This window comes from Facilibium subflavum (assembly GCF_003574485.1).
Taxonomy (GTDB): domain Bacteria; phylum Pseudomonadota; class Gammaproteobacteria; order Francisellales; family Francisellaceae; genus Facilibium; species Facilibium subflavum.
This window is the reverse complement of sequence record NZ_QLIT01000160.1, coordinates 1-18,320: the sequence shown is the minus strand read 5'-3', so window position 1 is coordinate 18,320 and position 18,320 is coordinate 1. Positions and strand designations below refer to the sequence as shown.

General features: G+C 38.0%; 20 protein-coding genes. 18 read left to right on the top strand and 2 right to left on the bottom strand.

Translation table 11 applies throughout. The annotated features are described in order from the left end of the window. A partial coding sequence (locus DNK84_RS14655) for a hypothetical protein (protein WP_208123298.1) occupies positions 1–183 on the bottom strand: 183 nt, incomplete at its 3' end. Positions 184–287: 104 nt separating this feature from the next. Here DNK84_RS14655 and DNK84_RS09735 point away from each other — a divergent pair. The 18 genes from DNK84_RS09735 (at position 288) to trbB (ending at position 18,058) form a co-directional block, all read left to right on the top strand. Beyond that, positions 288–1,100 carry a hypothetical protein gene (locus DNK84_RS09735; RefSeq protein WP_119344330.1) on the top strand — a complete coding sequence of 271 codons (813 nt, stop codon included), beginning with the start codon at positions 288–290 and terminating at the stop codon, positions 1,098–1,100. A 187-nt stretch (positions 1,101–1,287) separates the two neighbouring features. After that, a complete protein-coding gene (locus DNK84_RS09730) occupies positions 1,288–1,842 on the top strand; it encodes a KdsC family phosphatase (RefSeq protein WP_119344329.1) in 555 nt (184 codons plus the stop codon). Then, entirely contained in the window at positions 1,842–2,429 is a 588-nt protein-coding gene (gene lptC / locus DNK84_RS09725) for an LPS export ABC transporter periplasmic protein LptC (RefSeq protein ID WP_119344328.1), read from the top strand. The genes DNK84_RS09730 and lptC overlap by 1 nt, the downstream gene beginning before the upstream one ends. Continuing rightward, on the top strand, positions 2,422–3,159 hold the full coding sequence (locus DNK84_RS09720; protein WP_162902359.1) for an LptA/OstA family protein: 738 nt from the start codon (positions 2,422–2,424) through the stop codon (positions 3,157–3,159). Before lptC ends, DNK84_RS09720 begins: the two co-directional genes overlap by 8 nt. 2 nt (positions 3,160–3,161) lie before the next feature. Next, a complete protein-coding gene (lptB, locus tag DNK84_RS09715; RefSeq protein WP_119344326.1) occupies positions 3,162–3,899 on the top strand; it encodes an LPS export ABC transporter ATP-binding protein in 738 nt (245 codons plus the stop codon). Positions 3,900–4,051: 152 nt separating this feature from the next. After that, positions 4,052–5,194, top strand: a complete 1,143-nt coding sequence (locus tag DNK84_RS09710; protein WP_119344325.1) for an efflux RND transporter periplasmic adaptor subunit — start codon at positions 4,052–4,054, stop codon at positions 5,192–5,194. Between the two features lie 12 nt (positions 5,195–5,206). Beyond that, positions 5,207–8,290 (top strand): efflux RND transporter permease subunit, encoded by a 3,084-nt coding sequence (locus DNK84_RS09705; RefSeq protein ID WP_119344324.1) that lies wholly within the window; start codon positions 5,207–5,209, stop codon positions 8,288–8,290. A 123-nt stretch (positions 8,291–8,413) separates the two neighbouring features. Continuing rightward, complete coding sequence (locus DNK84_RS09700; protein ID WP_119344323.1) at positions 8,414–8,746, top strand: TrbC/VirB2 family type IV secretion system protein; 333 nt, start codon at positions 8,414–8,416, stop codon at positions 8,744–8,746. A gap of 27 nt (positions 8,747–8,773) precedes the next feature. Next, a complete protein-coding gene (locus DNK84_RS09695; protein ID WP_119344322.1) occupies positions 8,774–9,028 on the top strand; it encodes a VirB3 family type IV secretion system protein in 255 nt (84 codons plus the stop codon). Positions 9,029–9,033: 5 nt separating this feature from the next. After that, the gene (trbE, locus tag DNK84_RS09690) at positions 9,034–11,496 is read left to right on the top strand and encodes a conjugal transfer protein TrbE (RefSeq protein ID WP_119344321.1); all 2,463 of its coding nucleotides are present in this window, start codon (positions 9,034–9,036) and stop codon (positions 11,494–11,496) included. Further along, a complete protein-coding gene (locus DNK84_RS09685; protein ID WP_119344320.1) occupies positions 11,483–12,106 on the top strand; it encodes a hypothetical protein in 624 nt (207 codons plus the stop codon). The genes trbE and DNK84_RS09685 overlap by 14 nt, the downstream gene beginning before the upstream one ends. A 2-nt stretch (positions 12,107–12,108) precedes the next feature. Beyond that, on the top strand, positions 12,109–12,774 hold the full coding sequence (locus DNK84_RS09680) for a VirB8 family type IV secretion system protein (protein WP_119344319.1): 666 nt from the start codon (positions 12,109–12,111) through the stop codon (positions 12,772–12,774). Then, positions 12,771–13,814, top strand: coding sequence for a TrbG/VirB9 family P-type conjugative transfer protein (locus tag DNK84_RS09675; RefSeq protein WP_119344318.1), 1,044 nt, complete (start codon positions 12,771–12,773; stop codon positions 13,812–13,814). Before DNK84_RS09680 ends, DNK84_RS09675 begins: the two co-directional genes overlap by 4 nt. Before the next feature lie 11 nt (positions 13,815–13,825). Beyond that, positions 13,826–15,079 (top strand): TrbI/VirB10 family protein, encoded by a 1,254-nt coding sequence (locus DNK84_RS09670; protein WP_119344317.1) that lies wholly within the window; start codon positions 13,826–13,828, stop codon positions 15,077–15,079. Continuing rightward, positions 15,079–15,432, top strand: coding sequence for a hypothetical protein (locus DNK84_RS09665; protein ID WP_119344316.1), 354 nt, complete (start codon positions 15,079–15,081; stop codon positions 15,430–15,432). The genes DNK84_RS09670 and DNK84_RS09665 overlap by 1 nt, the downstream gene beginning before the upstream one ends. A 9-nt stretch (positions 15,433–15,441) precedes the next feature. Then, positions 15,442–16,581, top strand: a complete 1,140-nt coding sequence (locus DNK84_RS09660; protein WP_119344315.1) for a type IV secretion system protein — start codon at positions 15,442–15,444, stop codon at positions 16,579–16,581. A 29-nt stretch (positions 16,582–16,610) separates the two neighbouring features. Beyond that, positions 16,611–17,111 carry a signal peptidase I gene (lepB, locus tag DNK84_RS09655; protein WP_119344314.1) on the top strand — a complete coding sequence of 167 codons (501 nt, stop codon included), beginning with the start codon at positions 16,611–16,613 and terminating at the stop codon, positions 17,109–17,111. Further along, positions 17,108–18,058: a P-type conjugative transfer ATPase TrbB gene (trbB, locus tag DNK84_RS09650; protein ID WP_119344313.1), complete on the top strand. Its 951-nt coding sequence runs from the start codon at positions 17,108–17,110 to the stop codon at positions 18,056–18,058. Before lepB ends, trbB begins: the two co-directional genes overlap by 4 nt. Positions 18,059–18,125: 67 nt before the next feature. On the opposite strand, the gene DNK84_RS14370 is transcribed toward trbB, so the two are convergent. Continuing rightward, complete coding sequence (locus tag DNK84_RS14370; RefSeq protein WP_162902357.1) at positions 18,126–18,299, bottom strand: hypothetical protein; 174 nt, start codon at positions 18,297–18,299, stop codon at positions 18,126–18,128. Between the last annotated feature and the right edge of the window lie 21 nt (positions 18,300–18,320).

The window sequence follows — 18,320 nt, the reverse complement described above, 5'->3', positions numbered from 1 at the left end:
GTGTATGCGCTTGTAAACGGACGCTTGTTTGCTGTATGTTGCAAATGTCTTCGAAATTTTAGCAAAATTAACACTTTGCACGACAAATAATCCCAAAATAATGTGCGAAAGGCATTCTAAAGTATGGCGAGTATGGTTAAAAAATTGTAACAGTAGTTGTTCAAGTGCTTTGGCGTGTTCCATGTGCATTGTTTATTAAGTTTTTGGCGAAACAAAAATGCCATGAAAACCGCTAAAAATAAAGCGTTGATTCAGCTACTGTCCTGTAGTGTGAAATAGGATATAAAATGTATAAAATAACGCTAGCTTTGCTATTAAGCATATTAAATATCGCAACAATACAAGCAAAATGTTTTAGCAATTCAAATCAGGCGATTTTAAAAAGTGGTGGAACAATTTACTCGGATAATGGTATGTATTTTCTGACGATTGCAGCATCAGATGGTAATTTGATACTTTATGACCTTTATAAGCCAGCTGGCAACCGTGCAATTTGGAATGCAGGTATACACCTTAAATCCCCTGACAATGAAACGCTCCAATTTTACAATGGCGTGCTTTCGCGTTGGGGAATCGAGAGTTATTGGGATAAATGGTCAGGTGAACATAAAGTGTCTAACGAAAGATGGTATTCACATTTATATAATAATTCAAGTGGTGGGAGTGTTTTTTGTATTCAAAACGATGGAAACCTTGTTGTCTATAAAGGCTCAAAAGTATTATGGGCGAGTAACTCGGAACAAAAATTTTATCATTTTATGCCTGTTGGTGTTGGTAGTGTGAATATTAGTGCCTGTGGGACTTCAACAACACAGAGTAGTTTTGAGCAGGGCTGGCTTGATAATGCTTGTAGCCAAAACACAGAAAAAGATAATGTTATCGTCACTTTTTCAGGAACCTCTAATCGGTGTTATTTAACTTATAAAGATAAAACACTTATGGCGGATAAATGTGATAATGACAGTGTGGTAATCAAAACAAAAGGTGATAAGTTTTTATTTTTATGCCAGCAAAAAAGTCCAGGGGATCAATCATGTTCCTGGGTTACGACACAAAAATTAAGTGCAACCACTATGCTTTCTAGTTCACTGTATAATTAATACAATCTATGGAGAGATGAGTGGTACTTAACACCAGGAGTTTTTATCGATTTGCTCGAAGATTGAGTTTTAAAGATGGTTAAAAACTTTTTCTTGGTATAAGAAGAAAATCTGATAGAAAACAATGATTGGTTTTTATAACCATGATACAATCTTCCCTGATGTTAGGTAAGTTAGTCATGTAAAGATGATAAGAGCAAAGATAAGCCATATTGAAAAACTCAAACAAATATCACTTTTTATTGTCGATGTTGATGGTGTTTTAACCGATGGTAAGATTATTGTGACAAATCAAGGTGATGAGTCCAAACACTTTGATGTCAAAGATGGCCTTGGGATTGTGTTATTACAAAAAGCCGGCGTTAAAGTCGCTGTTATTACGGGTAAAGTATCTAAAATTGTTGAAAACCGGTTATCCGCTTTAGGAGTTAGGGATATTTTCCAAAATCAAAAAAACAAGCAAAAGGCGTTTGCCGAATTAAAAAGTAAATACCAATTGCAAGACAGTCAAATTGCGTATATGGGTGATGATCTGCCAGATTTAACGTTATTAGCACGCGTTGGATTTTCTGCTGCCCCTCAAGATGCACATAAAGTTGTTACAGATAAGGTGGATTATGTTTCAGCGTTTAATGGCGGATGTGGCGCTGTAAGAGAAATAGCGGATTTAATTCTTCAGGAAAAAGGTCTTTGGGATAAAATGATTGCTGATTATATCGCACATGGTGAGGCAATTTTTTAATGTTCTTTAGTAAACGTGCTTTTTTCTCAACGATTGGTTTGGCTGTAGTTGTCAGTGTCAGTGGCTGGTTTGTGGTGAAAACAGCACAAAGACAGATTAGTACAGCCAGCGTGCCTGATGATTTTGTTATCAGTACAGCCAATGAAATCACTAATATAAAAACGAATAAAAGCGGCCAGATAGCCTATATTGCCAAAGCACAAAAAGCTAAGCGTTTTGAAAATGAAGATGCATGGTTTTATAAAGTTGATGTGCTTTTTTATAATAAAGATCGTAAACAGGAGCCATGGCATATTACTTCAGATTATGGCAAGGTGACGAATAACGATAATAATGTTCATTTATATCAAAAGGTTATTATGCAGCGCCAAGCAGCAGGGAAAAATGCGCCTGCTGTAAAAATTACAACAGACGAAGTCTTTTATGATGATAAAAAGGATCAGTTAAATACCGATAGATTAGTGACAATAACACAACCTGGAACTGATAATATTACAACAGGTGAAGGGCTCATAGGACATCCCAAAACGGGGAATTATAAGTTATTGAAAAATGTGAGAAGTTATTATGCAGGTCAGAATGAATAAGGTCATTGGTTATAGTTTATTATTTATAAGTGGCGTTGTGTCAGCGCAAAATTCTACAGCGCAAATGAATGCCAGTGAAATGTTTGGTGATAAGGCAACAGCTGATGGGCCAATTACAGTTTGTAGCAATACATTATCCTATGATCAAAGCAAGCATCAGATGATTTATGCGGGTAACGTCTTGGTTATGCAGACAAAAAATGCCAATATTCAATGCACGGACCAGGTGATTCCTGAACAACAGTCTTCTGGTGTGAATAACTACAGCTTTGCAAGTGTAAGTGCGTTATCTGGTTATACAGATCAACAAAAAGAAGCCTTGAAAACTGCAAAAGAAATTTGTAAAACACAAGGCGGGTGTCGGTTTTTAGCAGGACAAACACTAACGATTTTTTTTGATAAAAGTAATAAAAAAATTGAAAATATTTTGCTTACAACAGGTAAAAATTATACTGCCAAGTTTTACTCCTTACCATTTCCAAAGGTGAAAAAAGGCAAAACACAATCAACCCAGCAAGAAGATAAAGTATATGCGCGTGGTCAGACAATGAGCTTTGATATGAAAACGAATCAATTAATCATCCAGAAAAATGCTTATATTGATCGTGGGGGAAATCAATTTGCCGGGGATAAAGTGATTTACGATATAAAAAATGGCCTGGTTACGGTTCCTAACACAGGGGAGCGTGCCACAGTTATCTTAAACAACCTGAATTCGGATAAAGATTAAATATGACACAAAAACAACATACACTTATCGCATCACATCTTGGCAAATGTTATCGCTCCAGATGGGTTGTGAATGATGTTTCCATGGAAGTTAACAGTGGCGAAATCGTTGGGCTTTTAGGGCCTAATGGTGCGGGTAAAACGACTTCTTTTTACATGATTGTCGGTTTGATACGCCCAAATCGCGGCACAGTAATGCTTGATGGAGAAAATGTCACCAAACAACCAATTCACTGGCGGGCAAGAAAGGGTATTGGTTATTTGCCGCAAGAGGCTTCTGTGTTTAGAAAGTTAAGTGTTGAAAAAAATATTATGGCGATTTTAGAAACACGAAAAGCGCTTTCAAAACAACAACGCCAGGATGAACTGGAAGCCTTGTTAGATGAATTTAGTATTCAACATATTCGATCTAATTTAGGCATGAGTTTATCAGGTGGAGAACGAAGAAGGGTGGAAATTGCGCGTTCATTAGCGATGTCACCACAGTTTATTCTTTTAGATGAGCCATTTGCTGGTGTGGATCCAATTTCTGTTATTGATATTAAAAAAATCATTATGCATTTAAAGCAGCGCGGTATTGGTGTTTTAATTACCGATCATAATGTTCGAGAGACTCTGGATATTTGTGAACGGGCTTATATTGTAAATGCAGGGCAAATGATTGCTTCAGGGAAGCCACGTGAAATACTAAGCAATGAACAGGTCAGAAAAGTTTATTTGGGTGAGCAATTTAGGATGTAGCTAAAGCTTTTATCAAGGATGATTTGACCTGGTTATGCTAAATGATTTATTGCATCGGTAAATGTATACCACTTAATTTTATTAGACATATAGCAGCCAGTAGCTATAATCAGAAAAATGAATGATCAAGATAATAACCGAGCTTGGCTATAATGTTTACCCATTGGAAAACAAAGATTTCATTAAGTGTTTTATTTTTTAGTTTTATATTCTGTGTCTTAGGATATGCAAAGGATATCCAGGAGAAAGTCTTACCTATTGCGGTGAATGTCGCAAAGGTGAAAAAAATAAATGTTCCAGAAACCATTACCGCAGTAGGGCATTTATATGCAATAAAACAAGTTGATTTAAGTTTTGATAACAGTGGAAGATTGCAAGAGAAGTATTTTAAAAATGGTGATCGTGTGTTGGCCGGTGAAACAGTAGCCGCTTTAAATGATGAGCAAGATGTTGCCAGTTTAAATTCACTACAAGCAAAGCTTGATTTGGCAAAACAAACGTATGCCCGAGTGAAGTTGTTAGAGAAATCAGGTGCAATTTCCAAAGAAGATATTGATCAAAAATTCGCCGATTTAAAACAGGCGCAAGCAGAAGTTGATCAGCAAAAAACAGTTGTTGAACAGGACAAGATCAAAGCGCCATTTACAGGTGTGTTAGGGATTTATCAGTTTGATGTGGGGGCATATATTCCATCAGGAACCTCTGTTGTACAGTTAACACAAGAGAATCCCTTGAAGATTCGATTTGCAATTCCTGCAGATTTCAAACCAAAAATTGCGATTGGCAACCAGGTGAAACTGACCACAAATGTCTATAAAGACAAAGTGTTTACGGGTAAAGTAAATTATATTGCACCAACTGTTGATGCCAGTAGTGGTACAATTCAAATTGAAGCAGAAGTTGCTAATGATGATTACCTGCTATCTCCAGGAATGTTTATGTCAGTATCACAAATTCTCCAACAGAAAAATCCTGTTTTAGTTGTCCCAGATATGGCGGTGCAAACTGATCAGCAAGGACGGTTTGTATATGCCGTTCAGTCAGATAATACCGTTAAAGTTGTGCATGTTGGTGTAGGTATAATTAAAAATGGCTGGACGCAAATAACTTCTGGGCTTAAAGAAGGTCAGGAGATCGTTTCTGTGGGTGGCGATAAATTGACAGATGGTGCTAAAATAGATCGCTCCGATATTCCACCACCTGATTTTGAAACACTGCAAAAGACAATGCATATTAATGTAATTGACAAAAATGGAGCGCTTAGCGCGCCGATTGAAAACCATGATAATAAGTGATAAGTCAGAATTATGAAGCTTTCAAAAATATGTATTGAACGCCCTGTATTTGCCGTTGTATTAAGCTTAATGATCATCGTACTTGGCATTGTCGGATATAGTTATCTTGAGCTTCGCTATTTCCCGAAAATAACGCAAAAAACTGCTGAAGTTTCTATTTCGTATTCCGGGGCGTCTCCCTCATTGATGTTAAATGATGTTACCATTCCAGTTGAAAATGCCCTGTATAACATTGATGGCTTAGCGAAAATGACTTCAAGCAGTTCTTATGGCAGCAGTAAAATTGACCTTACCTTTGCCGATAGTGCTGATATGACGAATGTGATGGGACAGGTGCGTGATAATATTTCAAGCATTATTTCTGAGAAGCTTCCTGCAGATATTAATCCACCGAGTATTACAGAAGGTGGCGTTGAGCGGCCTGTATTAAACTTAGGCGTGATGGATAAGAATTTAACATCAGCACAGATTCGTGATTATGTTCAACGCAATATTGTGCCGATCTTTCAATCCGTTCCTGGTATGGGGGCTGTTTGGGTGTATGGTGCCAGTGATTATGCGATGCGGATATGGCTTAATCCACAAAAAATGGCAGCCCTTGGTATTACCGTTTCTGATGTGAAAAACATGCTTAATAGCAATAATATTACTTTTTCAGGTGGGAGTATACGCGGGAAGTATCGCAATTTTTCAATCAGTTCGGATACCGATTTAAAGACAGCTGAGCAATTTCAAAATCTTGTGGTTAAGGATAATCAGGGGCAACCTGTATATCTTAAAGATATTGCAAAGGTAGTTTTGGGAAATGCAAGTCTCACAGATTCTCCGATGTTAATTAATGGTGAGAATGCGATATCAGTGCAGTTAAGGCCAACAGATAATTCAAATCCTATTACCGTGGCGGATCTTGCAAAAAAGGAAATACAAAAAGTTAAAGATAATCTGCCTTCAGGAATGATTGTCAAAGTCATTTATGACCAATCTACTTTTTTACAAAAATCAATTAATGATGCTTATGGAACGTTGCTTGAAGCGATTATTCTCGTAATGTTAGTTGTTTTTGTCTTTTTAGGCAGTATTCGTGCTTCATTAATTCCCATTCTAACGATTCCTGTGTGTGTGATAGGCGCATTTGGTGTGATGCTTTTATTAGGCTTTAGCATTAATATTGTGACATTGCTAGCAATTATTCTGGCGATTGGATTGGTGGTGGATGATGCAATCGTTGTGCTGGAGAATATTCACCGACATATTGAGATGGGAGAGAAGCCTTTTGATGCGGCGATAAAAGGTAGCGCTGAGATTGGGTTTTCAGTGATTGCAATGACATTAACACTTGCAGCTGTGTACGCACCAATTGGCTTTTTATCGGGTTTTAGCGCGACAATATTTAGAGAGTTTGCATTTACGTTAGCAGGCAGCGTGTTGATTTCTGGATTTGTTGCCTTAACCTTGTCACCAATGATGTGTGCCTATATTCTAAGGGCGCGGGAAAAAGAAAGCAAAATAGAAATCCTATTAAATCATGTATTTGATCGCCTTAATGCGGCGTACGGCAAAGCGCTGGATGTTGTGTTAAAGTTTAAATATATGGTTGTTGTGATACTCATTGGGTTGGGCGTGCTATGTTATATTTTATTTAAAATCATGCCGCAATCTTTTATCCCTAAAGAAGATATCGGCTATTTTGAGGCAAATATTTCCTCACCGCCAGGTGCTGCTTTAGATTATACAAATTATTATATGAATGTGCTAAGTAAGCGAGTTTATGAAGATAATCCTTATATTTTAAATAATGCCGAGTACGTTTTTCAAGGCTCAGCCAACAATTTTGTGACGATGCAGCCTTGGGGAGATAAACGACATATACCGACAGAAAAAATCATTACCGGCTTATTAAAAAAAGCACAACAGATTCCTGGTATTAAAGTGAGTATGAGTGTGCCAGATCCTGTAAGTTTTGGTTCTGATGCCGATAGTTCTGATTTGATTATTTATTTACATAATGTGGGTCCGATTGAGAATTTAATTAAAGCTGCAAATGCGCTTACCAAAGCATTGATGAATTACCCAGGATTAAATAATGTCAGCAATGGTCTAAAGTTTGATAATGTAATTTATAACGTGTCTTTTAATCGTGATCTGGCAGCAAGTGTCGGTGTTGACCCGCAAAATATCGCGGATACTTTCAGTATGCTGATGAGTGGCAAGCATATTACGGATGTTAAAACCAATGAAAAAAGCTATCAGGTTAAGGTGCAGATGAATCTTAAAGATTTATCAAGCTTTAGCAGTTTAGATAAAATTTACGTTCCCAGTGCCTCTGGCTTGATGGTGCCTTTATCAAATTTAATCTTTGTCAATGCAGATGTGCGTCAAAGTAGTTTGTTTCGTTATAATCGCGTTAATACGGCAAAAATCAGTGCGAGCATTACGAATGGTTATAGCATGAGCAGTGTTTATGATAAGGTGAATAACTTGAGTAAGTCAGTGAACCTTGAAGGTGCCAGCATCGATTATGGTGGTCGTATGGCTGCTTTTTTATCATCAAGTGGCACGATGTTTGGCTTGTTTGCTTTAGCTTTGATTTTCATCTACCTTGTGCTAGCTGCACAGTTTGAGAGTTTTGTTGACCCCTTTATTATTTTGTTGACCGTACCGTTATCAACGGTGGGGGCTTTAGTGACGATGTTGCTGACCAATGGTAATTTAAATCTATTTACCAATATTGGTTTAATTACCCTGGTTGGGTTAATTAGTAAGCATGGTATTTTGATCACACAGTTTGCCAATGAACATTACAAGCCAGGTGTCAGTTTAATTGAAGCGGTGAAACAGGGAGCGATTACGCGTTTGCGACCTATTTTAATGACAACCTTTGCTATGGTGTTAGGTTCAATTCCATTGGCATTGGCATCAGGTCCTGGCAATGTCTCGAATAATATGATTGGGTGGGTAATTGTTGGTGGCTTATGCTTTGGTACGATTTTTTCATTGTTTATTGTGCCAGTTGCTTATGTTATTTTGTCACCTTTGGATCATAAGAAAAAGAAAACTTTTTTGATAAACAAAGGAATGAAATATGATCAATTGTGATGAAATCAGAGCGTTTATTCGCCTTGATGCTGAAAACTAGGCATCTTGTGCTTGATTTGCCGATAGATTTATCTAATATGTGTAGTGAGTCAAAAAATTACTAAATGGATAGGAGAATATTCTATGAAGCGTTATTGCAAATGGTTGAAACAAGCCTTGATTTCACTTTCAATCATGCCTTTTATTGTTACAGCTGCAAATGCCACAGATACACAAAATAATGCTTTTTCAGCAATGACAGGTCCTTTAGAGCAGATCATGAATGTTATTTCAGGCCCTATCGCACAAATGGCTGGTGTTATTTGTATTGTGATTGCAGGACTAGGCATTGCCTTTGGAGAAGGCGGCAGTGGGGTAAGAAGATTATTTCAAGTGGTGATGGGGTTGGCAATTGCTTTTACCGCAGCCAGTCTGATTTCAGGGCTTTTCCATCGTGGTTCTGGTTTGGTGTTTTAATTCTAAGCAATATAAAAAGGAGTAAACATGGCCGTCCCTGGTTTTGCAATTAAAATACATAACTCGCTGACAGGCACGCTATTAACAGCAGGGGTGCCGCGCCAATTTTTTATCTTAAATGGTACGTTAGGTGCAGCAATTGTTTTAGGCATGCAATCCTGGTATGGTATTCCCATTTTTATTATATTACACACAGTTGCCGTATTGATGACGAAAAAGGACCCTCAGTTCTTTCAAGTCATGGTTCGTCATGTCAAGCAAAAAAATTATTATGATGTATAGCTTATATGTTTAATATTGCAGAATTTCGAAAAAAACCTGATCGCATTACTGATTTATTGCCTTGGGCTATATTGGTCGATAAGGGGGTTGTATTAAATAAAGACGGCTCGTTTCAAAAGAGTTTTCGTTTTCGTGGCCCAGATTTGGAGTCCTCAACACAGTCGCAACTTGTATCGATCACTGCAAGGCTTAACAATACTTTAAAGCGCCTGGGTTCAGGTTGGGCACTTTATGTCGAAGCAAGGCGAAAAACGGCAATGCAATATCCTTCGCAAAACTACTTTCCTGATCCGGTAAGCTGGTTGATTGATGCAGAGCGTAAAGATCTGTTTGAACGTGAAGGGGAAAATTATGAAAGTGAGTATTTCCTTACCTTTCAATATTTGCCACAAAAAGAAACTGTTTCTAAGATTTCCAGCATCTTTGTACGCCAGAAAAAATCAGATGAACAAAGTGATCAAGGGTATAAGAAGTTACTCAATTATTTTATGGCTGTTGTAAACCAGCTATATGATATTATGCAGGATTTTATGTATGAGATTAAGCCACTAAATGATGAGCAAACATTAACTTATCTGCATAATTGTATTTCAGAAAATCCACATAAAGTCGTGGTACCTGATAACCCAAGTTACTTAGATGGTGTTTTGGCGGACACGCCATTACTTGGCGGGCTTGAGCCAAAATTAGGCAAGTACTATTTAAAAACAATTTCTATTTTAGGCTTCCCAACCACGTCAGTGCCCGCAATTTTAGATGGTCTGAATCACTTACCTTTACAATATCGCTGGGTAACACGATTTTTACCTTTAGATAAGGTTGATGCAGAAAAAGTGCTTAAAAGTTATAAACGCCAGTGGTTTGCCAAGCGCAAAGGTGGCTTGACAATATTAAAAGAGGTAATGTCTAAAAGTGAAAGTGCTATGGTGGATAGTGCTGCTGTGCAAAAATCAAATGATGCAGATGAGGCGCTATCTGAGCTTTCAGATGATTTGGTTTCTTTTGGTTATTACACGGCAACCGTGACGGTTTGGGATGAAGATAAAGAGCGTGTTTATGAGAAACAGCGTGAAGTAGAACGTGTTATTAATGGCTTGGGCTTTGTTAGCGTCGCTGAAACAGTAAATTCTGTTGAGGCCTGGCTTTCTTCCATTCCAGGGCAGGCAAATGCAAATGTCAGAACACCATTAATGCATAGTTTAAACTTATCGCATTTATTACCATTTTCAGCAGTTTGGGCAGGGCCTCAGTATAATGAGCATTTACAGGCACCACCATTATTATATGCAAGAACATCAGGCAACACGCCATTTCGATTGTCTAATCATATTGGTGATGTAGGTCATCAAATGATTCTAGGTCCCACGGGTGCTGGTAAATCAGTATTGTTAAATGTGATGGCTGCGCAATTTTTACGTTATAAAAATGCACAAGTTTTTATTTTTGACAAAGGTGCCAGTTTTTTTGCCTTAACCCAAGGTGTTAAGGGACATTTCTATGAAGTTGGTGATGTTGGACGTGGTGGTTTGGTTTTCCAACCATTGGCAGAAATTGACCAAAACAGTGAGCGTGTTTGGGCGCATGATTGGATTCTGGGTTTGCTTGAAAATGAGAAAGTTGAGATTACACCTGAAGTCAAAGAAACCGTCTGGCTTGCATTGAGTAATTTGGCGGAAACACCTAAAGAACAGCGCACACTAACAGGACTTCGGTCCTTTATCCAAAGCAAGGCTTTGCGTATGGCACTTGATTCGTATGTGATTGGTGGGCCTTATGGAGAAATACTGGATTGTGATGAAGAACATTTTAGCAGTGCGAACTGGCAGTGCTTTGAAATGGAAAAGCTGATGAGTATGCCAAATATTATTGCGCCAGTGTTAGCCTATATTTTCCATGTGCTTGAAAAGCGCTTTGATGGTCGACCAACGTTAATGATATTAGATGAAGCCTGGCTTTTCCTTGATCATCCTATTTTTGCCAATAAGATTAAAGAGTGGTTAAAAACGCTAAGAAAACTCAATGTATCTGTTGTCTTTGCGACACAGTCTGTTGATGATGCCGTAAAATCACCTTTGGTTTCTGCATTAAATGAATCGTGCCCTTCACGAATCTTTTTGCCGAATGATCGCGCGATGGAGCCTGCTGTAACGCAAGGCTATGAAGCTTTAGGATTGAATTTAAGACAGGTTCAAATACTAGGTCATGCAATGCCAAAACGGCAATATTATTTTCAATCACATAAAGGTAATTGCTTATTTGATTTAGGTCTGGGGCCTGTTGCTTTAGCATTTTGTGCGGTAAGCCAACCCAAAGAGCGCCAGTTTATTCGCGAAGTACTTGCACAACATAAAGATTATGAATATTTTTTGAAGACCTATCTGCACCATAAAGGTTTAGATTGGGCTTTTGATATTCTTAACAAACATTACCAAGAAGACAAAACAGGGGATAGTGATGCAATTGACTAGCTTTCCTTTTGGTAAAGAAGTTCGCGCGTATAAGCAAAGTGAGGTAGTCACCCCTTTTCAAAAACAAGGTCAGTTGTATGATAAGCCCATTGGACAACACCTTCACCGCGCATATATTTGGCGTGTTGCTTTTTTTGCTTCAAGTGGGATTTCTTTATTGTTTTCCCTAGTTTTAGTCAGTATATTTAACGCTAACCCCTATACGATTATTGTAGAGCAAGTGACCAATAAAGGCTTTTTAAAATCGCCACCTGCTATCCTGCGGCAAGACTATTCTATCACCCCAGCCGTGTTGTCTGGGTTTTTAAAGTCAATTTTGCTCAATATGGATAAAGTAGATCAATATACGGATTTTTTAAGCTCAGAAGCAAAAAGCGAGCTTCAGAAAATGCAATCGAATTTTTCAAAACAGCAATGGCAGCGTATGCGCTTTACTGATTTTAATATATCTGGGATGGCGTTTACTGGTAAGCTTGTTGATCAAAATAATCATGACATCCTAAATGTTAAAGGTAGTTTTAGTCAGACGAATTTAGATGGTCATAAAGAGGTGAAAATTAATCCATTGGGCATTTATATCAATACAATCAGCATACAAAGGTTATCATAAATATGGATCAATTGCAGGAACAAAAAAGTTATCAAAAGGCTTATGAAGAGTGGGAATCACGAATTGGGTCGGCAAAAAAGCAAGCACGTAATTGGATGATTGCCAGTATTGCCAGTTTGGCTATTTGTATTTTGCTGTTAATTGCAATTTTAGTTGAATCAAGCCGCCAAAAAACATATGTTTATGTTGCTGAAGTGAAACCTCAGGAAAGTGTGGTTAATGTACAAACAGCATCACAAAGCTATACGCCAACTGTGGCACAAGAGATTGCTTTTGTCAGTCAATTTATTAAGAATATCACTGAAATTCCATTAGATCCAGTTGTGTTAAACAAGCAGTGGGAGATGGCATTACTATCTGTCTCAGGACGCGCACAAGATCAATTAAAGCAGGTTTACCAAGCCTTGAATCCATTAAAACTTATTGGTGATAAGACGGTAACAACAGTTATTACGAATGCCAATGAAGCAAGTAATAATAGTTTTGAAATTACATTTCAGACCACCACATATAATCGTGATGGGCAGGTTGAAAGTGTGAAATCTTATTCAGGTATCTTCACTTTAAGTCAAAGTGTTTCACCAAAAACGTTAAATCAAATGGTTATCAATCCGCTTGGTTTGAAAATCGGTTTCTTCTCATTTAGTGAAAAAGGATCAAGTCAATGAAATTAAAAACGCTCACCCATTTTATCCCTTTAACAACAATTGCTTTGTCAGGCTGTGCGAGTAATAGCTACCAAAGTGACATTGACTCTGGTAAATTTGTTCAAGCAAAATCACAAGCACAATCGATGAAGATTGTTAAAGAGTATGTTCCAGTTCCTGTTCCAGGACAATTAAGACCAGTACCGAACACCAAAGCACAACAGGCAACAAATCCGCCGCAAAAAACAAAAGAATCAGCCGTGCAAGAAGCAAATAAACAAGCGCTGCAATACCCTGAGCAAAATGATTTCTTTAATGCGATGATGACATATAATTATATGCCAGGCGCCTTATATACGATTTACACAGCACCTTTGACGATTACAGACATTGTTTTCCAAAAAGGGGAGAAAATTATTTCACAAGCTGCTGGTGATACATTGCGCTGGCAAATTGCTTCCACCTATAGTGGTGATGAGAAAAATCTGCGTTGGCATATTCTTGTTAAACCACAAAAGGATAACTTAACCAACTCGATGATTATTACAACAAATAAACGCACCTATCATCTGGTGTTAAAATCTGTTGAGCCAGATCAGGCGATGGTTTCTGTGAAATGGCACTATCCAGGCGATATGGTGGAAGGTTTTAATGGTGGAGATTTAGGCAGTATGAATGCAGATAGCAGTGATGGTAGTAATAAATTGCCACCACCGCCAAAGGCTGCTGCAGGTGATTTAAATATAGATATTTCAAGCATGAAGTTTAATTATAACTGGCGCATGTTAAAAGGTGATGTGCCATCATGGTATCCACAGCAGATTTTTAGTGCAGGACATCAGACTTATATTAAATTCCCGCATGAAGTGGTTGTCCAAAATGCGATGATGCCAGTACCTTTTGTACAATCAGGTGATGGCAGTTATGGCACATCGGATTTTAACTGGCGTATGCAAGGGGATTATATGGTCATTGATACTGTTATTAAAGATGCGTATCTTAAAACAGGAACGAAAAAATCAGGTGAAACTGTCGTGCAAATCTCAATTAAAGATGCTTAGGTGGGTTTGTTATGGCTAAAAATGATCGTCAAAAGCTTTCGGTGAAAAACCCGCCGCCTAAGTCATCAGAGTTGAATAAAAAATTGATCACGATTGCCGGTGGCGTTTTATTATTAATTGTTATTGTGGCTTTTATCTTTTCTATTAATGCTCCAAAGAAAGACACGACTAAAAGTGATGGCAGCAGATTATCCAGTAGTGCTTCAGCTGATAATTTAAAACTTTCTGGTGATCTATCAAGTTATAAGGATGCAAAAGGCATTCAAGAAAAGCTTGGAATGAATCAACCAGTTAAGGTGATTGAGAAGCAAAATCCTCAATTACAGAAGATGATTGATGAGCAGCGCACGCAGCTGCAACGCCTTCAATCACAAATCAATAGTTTAAAGTCTCAGCCTCAACAGCCAACAAGACAGCAACCAAGCTTTTCACCCATGGATCGTGAAGCAATGAATGCACCTATTTTCTTTGGTGGTGGCGCACCAAGACCAATTCCACAGGATCAGGATAAACAAGATCAAAGTAAAATTGGTGCAAAAACGCCTTCAGGTAAGCAAACACCAGAGCAGCAGCGTGAAGCATTTATGGAAGGCGGGCCTTCGGCTAAAGATATTACCAACCAAAATACGATTCAAAAGCCAATCTCAGATAATGTGATTATGGCAGGAAATGCCATTCCAGCTATTTTGCAGACCAAAATTGTTTCTGATTTACCAGGGACGATTGTGGCGCGTGTGTCTAAAGATGTTTATGATACATTAACCGGGCAGACACTATTAATTCCACGTGGCAGTAAACTCATTGGTGAGTATAACTCTAAAACAGTCTATGGTGATACCAGTGTTCAGGTAAAATTTATCCGTTTAATTCGCCCTGATGGCTCTTCCATTATCCTGCCAAACCAACAGGGTATGGATTCTTCTGGTGTTTCTGGTTTGGCTGATGAAGTGGATAACCATTGGGGTCAGTTGATTGGTGCTGCTGCCTTATCAACCGTATTTAATGTACCAGCTGTCGCAGCACAGGTAGCAACTCAGTCTAATGCAACGGTTTGTGATAGTAATGGAAATTGTACCAGCAACTATGGGCAGGTTGCACAAAACTCTGTGTTACAAAGTTTAGGCCAGACAGCTTCACAAGTCGGTGGCAAGATTACTGATCGTGCGATGAATTTAAAACCAACGATTACCATTAATTCTGGCAAAGAATTCTCTGTTTTGGTGACTAAGGATACTTATTTACCGCCATATAATGAGGGCCAGTAATGAGAATTTTTGTTTTACTTGGATTGATATTTCTTGCTGTGATAGGGGCTTATGCTGATACTTCAAGTGATAGCAGTAATTATTCTACTGACAGCAATACAAACAATACAGGTAACAACACGTCAAATAACAACGCCAGCAATAATCAGTTTGTTCAGGAAATTAATAAAAAAACGACCAAAGGCTTGAAGGTTTTTGATAAATTATTAAAAGATGATGGGCAATCAAAAGAGGATTTTTTTGCCGATATAGGTTCTAACCCGACCTCTGGGCAGTTTGAAGGCCAAGATGATGGGCAGGGTGGTCCTGTGAAAAATCCATTTGCAGGTATTGTTGGTGATGAAAACAAATAGGTTTTGGGAATGGATGATGTAACAAATCTTTTAGGCCGGCAGTTATTAGATAAAATTCAATTTGGTTTTATTGAGCAAATTAATGCAAAATTTACGGCATTGCAATCCTCGGCGTTAACACTTTTGGCTGTTGTTGCAGCCTTAGAGCTTGCAATCTTTGGCTTGGTTTGGATTATCAAGCAGGATGAAGGTGTTGGCATGCTGTTGGTGAAATTTATCAAAATTGGTTTTTTCTTTTTACTGATTCAATATTTTCCTGCGTTACTGCAAGCAATATTGGAAATATTTATTAAAGTGGGCTATATCATCGCACCTGAAAAATCTCAAGCGTTGCTGTTTAGTCCAGGAAAAGTCTGGTCAATAGGGTTTAAAGCAGGTGTATCAATGTTGAAGGTTGCTGTGCAGTATGGCACTTATAATGTTGGACTTGCCTTTTTATATCTATTTTTAGGGCTGGGAATGTTATTAATTTTTGCAGCCATTGGTGCGCAAATTATTATCTCAGTCGTATTGTTCTATTTTGTTGCTGTTTTGTCGTTGATTGCAATTCCATTGGGTGTGTTAAAAATGGCACAGGATCTTTTTAACAAAGCAATTCAGCATTTACTGCGGGCAGGTGTGAGACTCTTTGCAGTCATTCTTGTTTTAGGGGTTGCTTTTACCTTGTTCCAAAGTTTAAAAATCACATCCATCAGTGACTCAACCAGTTTAGAAAAGCCATTAGCGCTGTTTTTTAGTGGTTTTATCCTTATGATTCTTATTTACACTTTACCTAATTATCTCGCCAAGGCCATTGGTAAACCAGGTGGTAATATTTTTGAAGGGGTTTCATCGCCATCATCAAGTAATGTAGTTGTTTCACAGCCACCGCAATCGACATCAGTATCTGTGTCACCTATTACTGCTGCAGCTTCCATGCATGGTGGTGGCAGTGTTTCAGCTGGCAGCTCTACTGTACAATCAGGGGCAACCGTGGTGACAGGTGGCCAAGGTGGCGGATATACATCAAGCACCAATGTTAATGTTTCGACAACTGTTAGAAATGGCGGCGGTGGTGCTAAAGGGCAAAAAGGAACCGTTGGTGAAGCCTCAAGTGTTAATAAGAGCATTTCAGATGAAACAATAAAAAGAATAAAAGATGAAGAGTAATAGAATTTATCAGTGGTATTTTTGTCGTTATGTATAGGTTTAAGCCTCTGATTATGGCGCTTATAGCGCTTTTTATCATGTATAGCTTATATTTTTTATTAAAACATTGGCAGGTAGGTATTACTTATCAATCAACACCCAGCATGCCTGAAGGGTATTATTTAACTTATAAGGTGAAATCTATTCAGCGTGAAAATAACGTTATTTTTATGCCAAATCAAAAAACAGAAAAGTTTATTATCCAGCATGGCTGGTTACCTGAAGGGATACCTTTGTTAAAACGTGTTATCGGCATACCAGGTGATAAGTTGTGCATAAAGCATCATATGGTTTATATTAATAATAAACGTGTAGCGGTTGCTAAGCTAAAAGATAATAAAGGTGAAGCTTTACCTATATTTACTTATTGTGGAGAGATTCAGCCGGATTATTATTTTGTGCAGGGTATTTCCAGTCCAAATTCATTTGATAGCCGCTATTATGGTTTGATTAAAAGAGAACAAATTATCAGTAAGGCAGTGAAATTATGATTCAACAGGGTTTAATAAAAGACCGACAACTTAGGATGCTGGAAACCGCATTTGGCCAACAGATGATGGAGTACCTTTATGATCCTCAAATTATTGAGGTCATGTTAAATCCAGATGGCAGGTTACATTATGAACGTATTGGTGAGGGGAAAGTTGCTACAGATACTATTATTTCTGCTGAGCAAAGTGAAAATATTCTTAAATTAGTCGCATCATTTAAAAATCAAGTGGCTAATGAAGAGCATCCAGAAGTTTCAACTGAGCTGCCATTTGAAGGCGCACGTTTTCAAGGATGGTTACCACCAGTTGTTAGTCAGGCATGTTTTTCAATCAGACGACGAGCCGTGGCAGTATTTACCTTAGATCAATATGTCGAACAAGGTGCGTTAACGCTAAACCAGGCTGATTTTTTAAAAAATGCGGTTAAATTACGTAAAAATATTGTTATTGTTGGCGGGACAGGCTCAGGTAAAACAACCTTTGCTAATGCACTTCTTGCAGAGCTAAGTGGTGACCAGGATAGAATATTAGTCATTGAAGACTTGCCTGAACTTCAAGTAAAAGTGGAAGATCTTGTCAGTATGACAACAACCTCTCATATCAGCATGCGTGACTTGGTGAAAGGATCTTTAAGAATGCGGCCAGATCGTATTATTATTGGTGAGGTTAGGGATGGTTCTGCGTTAGACTTGTTAAAAGCATGGAATACAGGCCACCCAGGTGGGGTATGTACAATCCATGCCAACAGTGTTGAATCAACGCCACATCGTTTTGAAGATCTAATTCAAGAGGCCGTCGTCAGCGTTCCCAAGACACTTATTTTACAAGCCTTAGATTTGATTGTATTTATTCAACGGGATAAATCAGGAAAGAGGAAGATTACTGATATGGTTGAGCTTTCAGGGTATGACAAAGGTGAGTATATACTGACACCTTGTAAGATATGAGATTTCTGGCAATTATTTTCACATAATCCAGCTAAGCGTAGTGAAAAAAATGTATATAGTTAAAGTTCTATAAATTATCGTTAGTATTTAAAGTATTACAATCACCATCTTGTTCTTGAAGGAATAAGATTTGACTATCATTTTGTTGTGATACGTCAGTGTCAACAAACATTTCTGCAATTTTTTTTTCAGCAAGCTGTTCTTCAATAATATTCACGTAGGTTGTCTCTCTTTTATTCATGGTTTATCCCGACTTTGACAC

Excerpts from the sequence above, each read along its gene's own strand:
- DNK84_RS09720 (WP_162902359.1), top strand. The coding sequence starts at position 2,422 with ATGAATAAGGTCATTGGTTATAGTTTATTATTTATAAGTGGCGTTGTG.
- DNK84_RS09705 (WP_119344324.1), top strand. The coding sequence starts at position 5,207 with ATGAAGCTTTCAAAAATATGTATTGAACGCCCTGTATTTGCCGTTGTA.
- DNK84_RS09680 (WP_119344319.1), top strand. The coding sequence starts at position 12,109 with ATGGATCAATTGCAGGAACAAAAAAGTTATCAAAAGGCTTATGAAGAG.
- DNK84_RS09675 (WP_119344318.1), top strand. The coding sequence starts at position 12,771 with ATGAAATTAAAAACGCTCACCCATTTTATCCCTTTAACAACAATTGCT.
- DNK84_RS09670 (WP_119344317.1), top strand. The coding sequence starts at position 13,826 with ATGGCTAAAAATGATCGTCAAAAGCTTTCGGTGAAAAACCCGCCGCCT.
- DNK84_RS09685 (WP_119344320.1), top strand. The coding sequence starts at position 11,483 with ATGCAATTGACTAGCTTTCCTTTTGGTAAAGAAGTTCGCGCGTATAAG.
- trbB (WP_119344313.1), top strand. The coding sequence starts at position 17,108 with ATGATTCAACAGGGTTTAATAAAAGACCGACAACTTAGGATGCTGGAA.
- lptC (WP_119344328.1), top strand. The coding sequence starts at position 1,842 with ATGTTCTTTAGTAAACGTGCTTTTTTCTCAACGATTGGTTTGGCTGTA.
- DNK84_RS09665 (WP_119344316.1), top strand. The coding sequence starts at position 15,079 with ATGAGAATTTTTGTTTTACTTGGATTGATATTTCTTGCTGTGATAGGG.
- trbE (WP_119344321.1), top strand. The coding sequence starts at position 9,034 with ATGTTTAATATTGCAGAATTTCGAAAAAAACCTGATCGCATTACTGAT.
- DNK84_RS09695 (WP_119344322.1), top strand. The coding sequence starts at position 8,774 with ATGGCCGTCCCTGGTTTTGCAATTAAAATACATAACTCGCTGACAGGC.
- DNK84_RS09700 (WP_119344323.1), top strand. The coding sequence starts at position 8,414 with ATGAAGCGTTATTGCAAATGGTTGAAACAAGCCTTGATTTCACTTTCA.
- DNK84_RS09735 (WP_119344330.1), top strand. The coding sequence starts at position 288 with ATGTATAAAATAACGCTAGCTTTGCTATTAAGCATATTAAATATCGCA.
- DNK84_RS14370 (WP_162902357.1), bottom strand. The coding sequence starts at position 18,299 with ATGAATAAAAGAGAGACAACCTACGTGAATATTATTGAAGAACAGCTT.
- lptB (WP_119344326.1), top strand. The coding sequence starts at position 3,162 with ATGACACAAAAACAACATACACTTATCGCATCACATCTTGGCAAATGT.
- DNK84_RS09710 (WP_119344325.1), top strand. The coding sequence starts at position 4,052 with ATGTTTACCCATTGGAAAACAAAGATTTCATTAAGTGTTTTATTTTTT.
- lepB (WP_119344314.1), top strand. The coding sequence starts at position 16,611 with ATGTATAGGTTTAAGCCTCTGATTATGGCGCTTATAGCGCTTTTTATC.
- DNK84_RS09660 (WP_119344315.1), top strand. The coding sequence starts at position 15,442 with ATGGATGATGTAACAAATCTTTTAGGCCGGCAGTTATTAGATAAAATT.
- DNK84_RS09730 (WP_119344329.1), top strand. The coding sequence starts at position 1,288 with ATGATAAGAGCAAAGATAAGCCATATTGAAAAACTCAAACAAATATCA.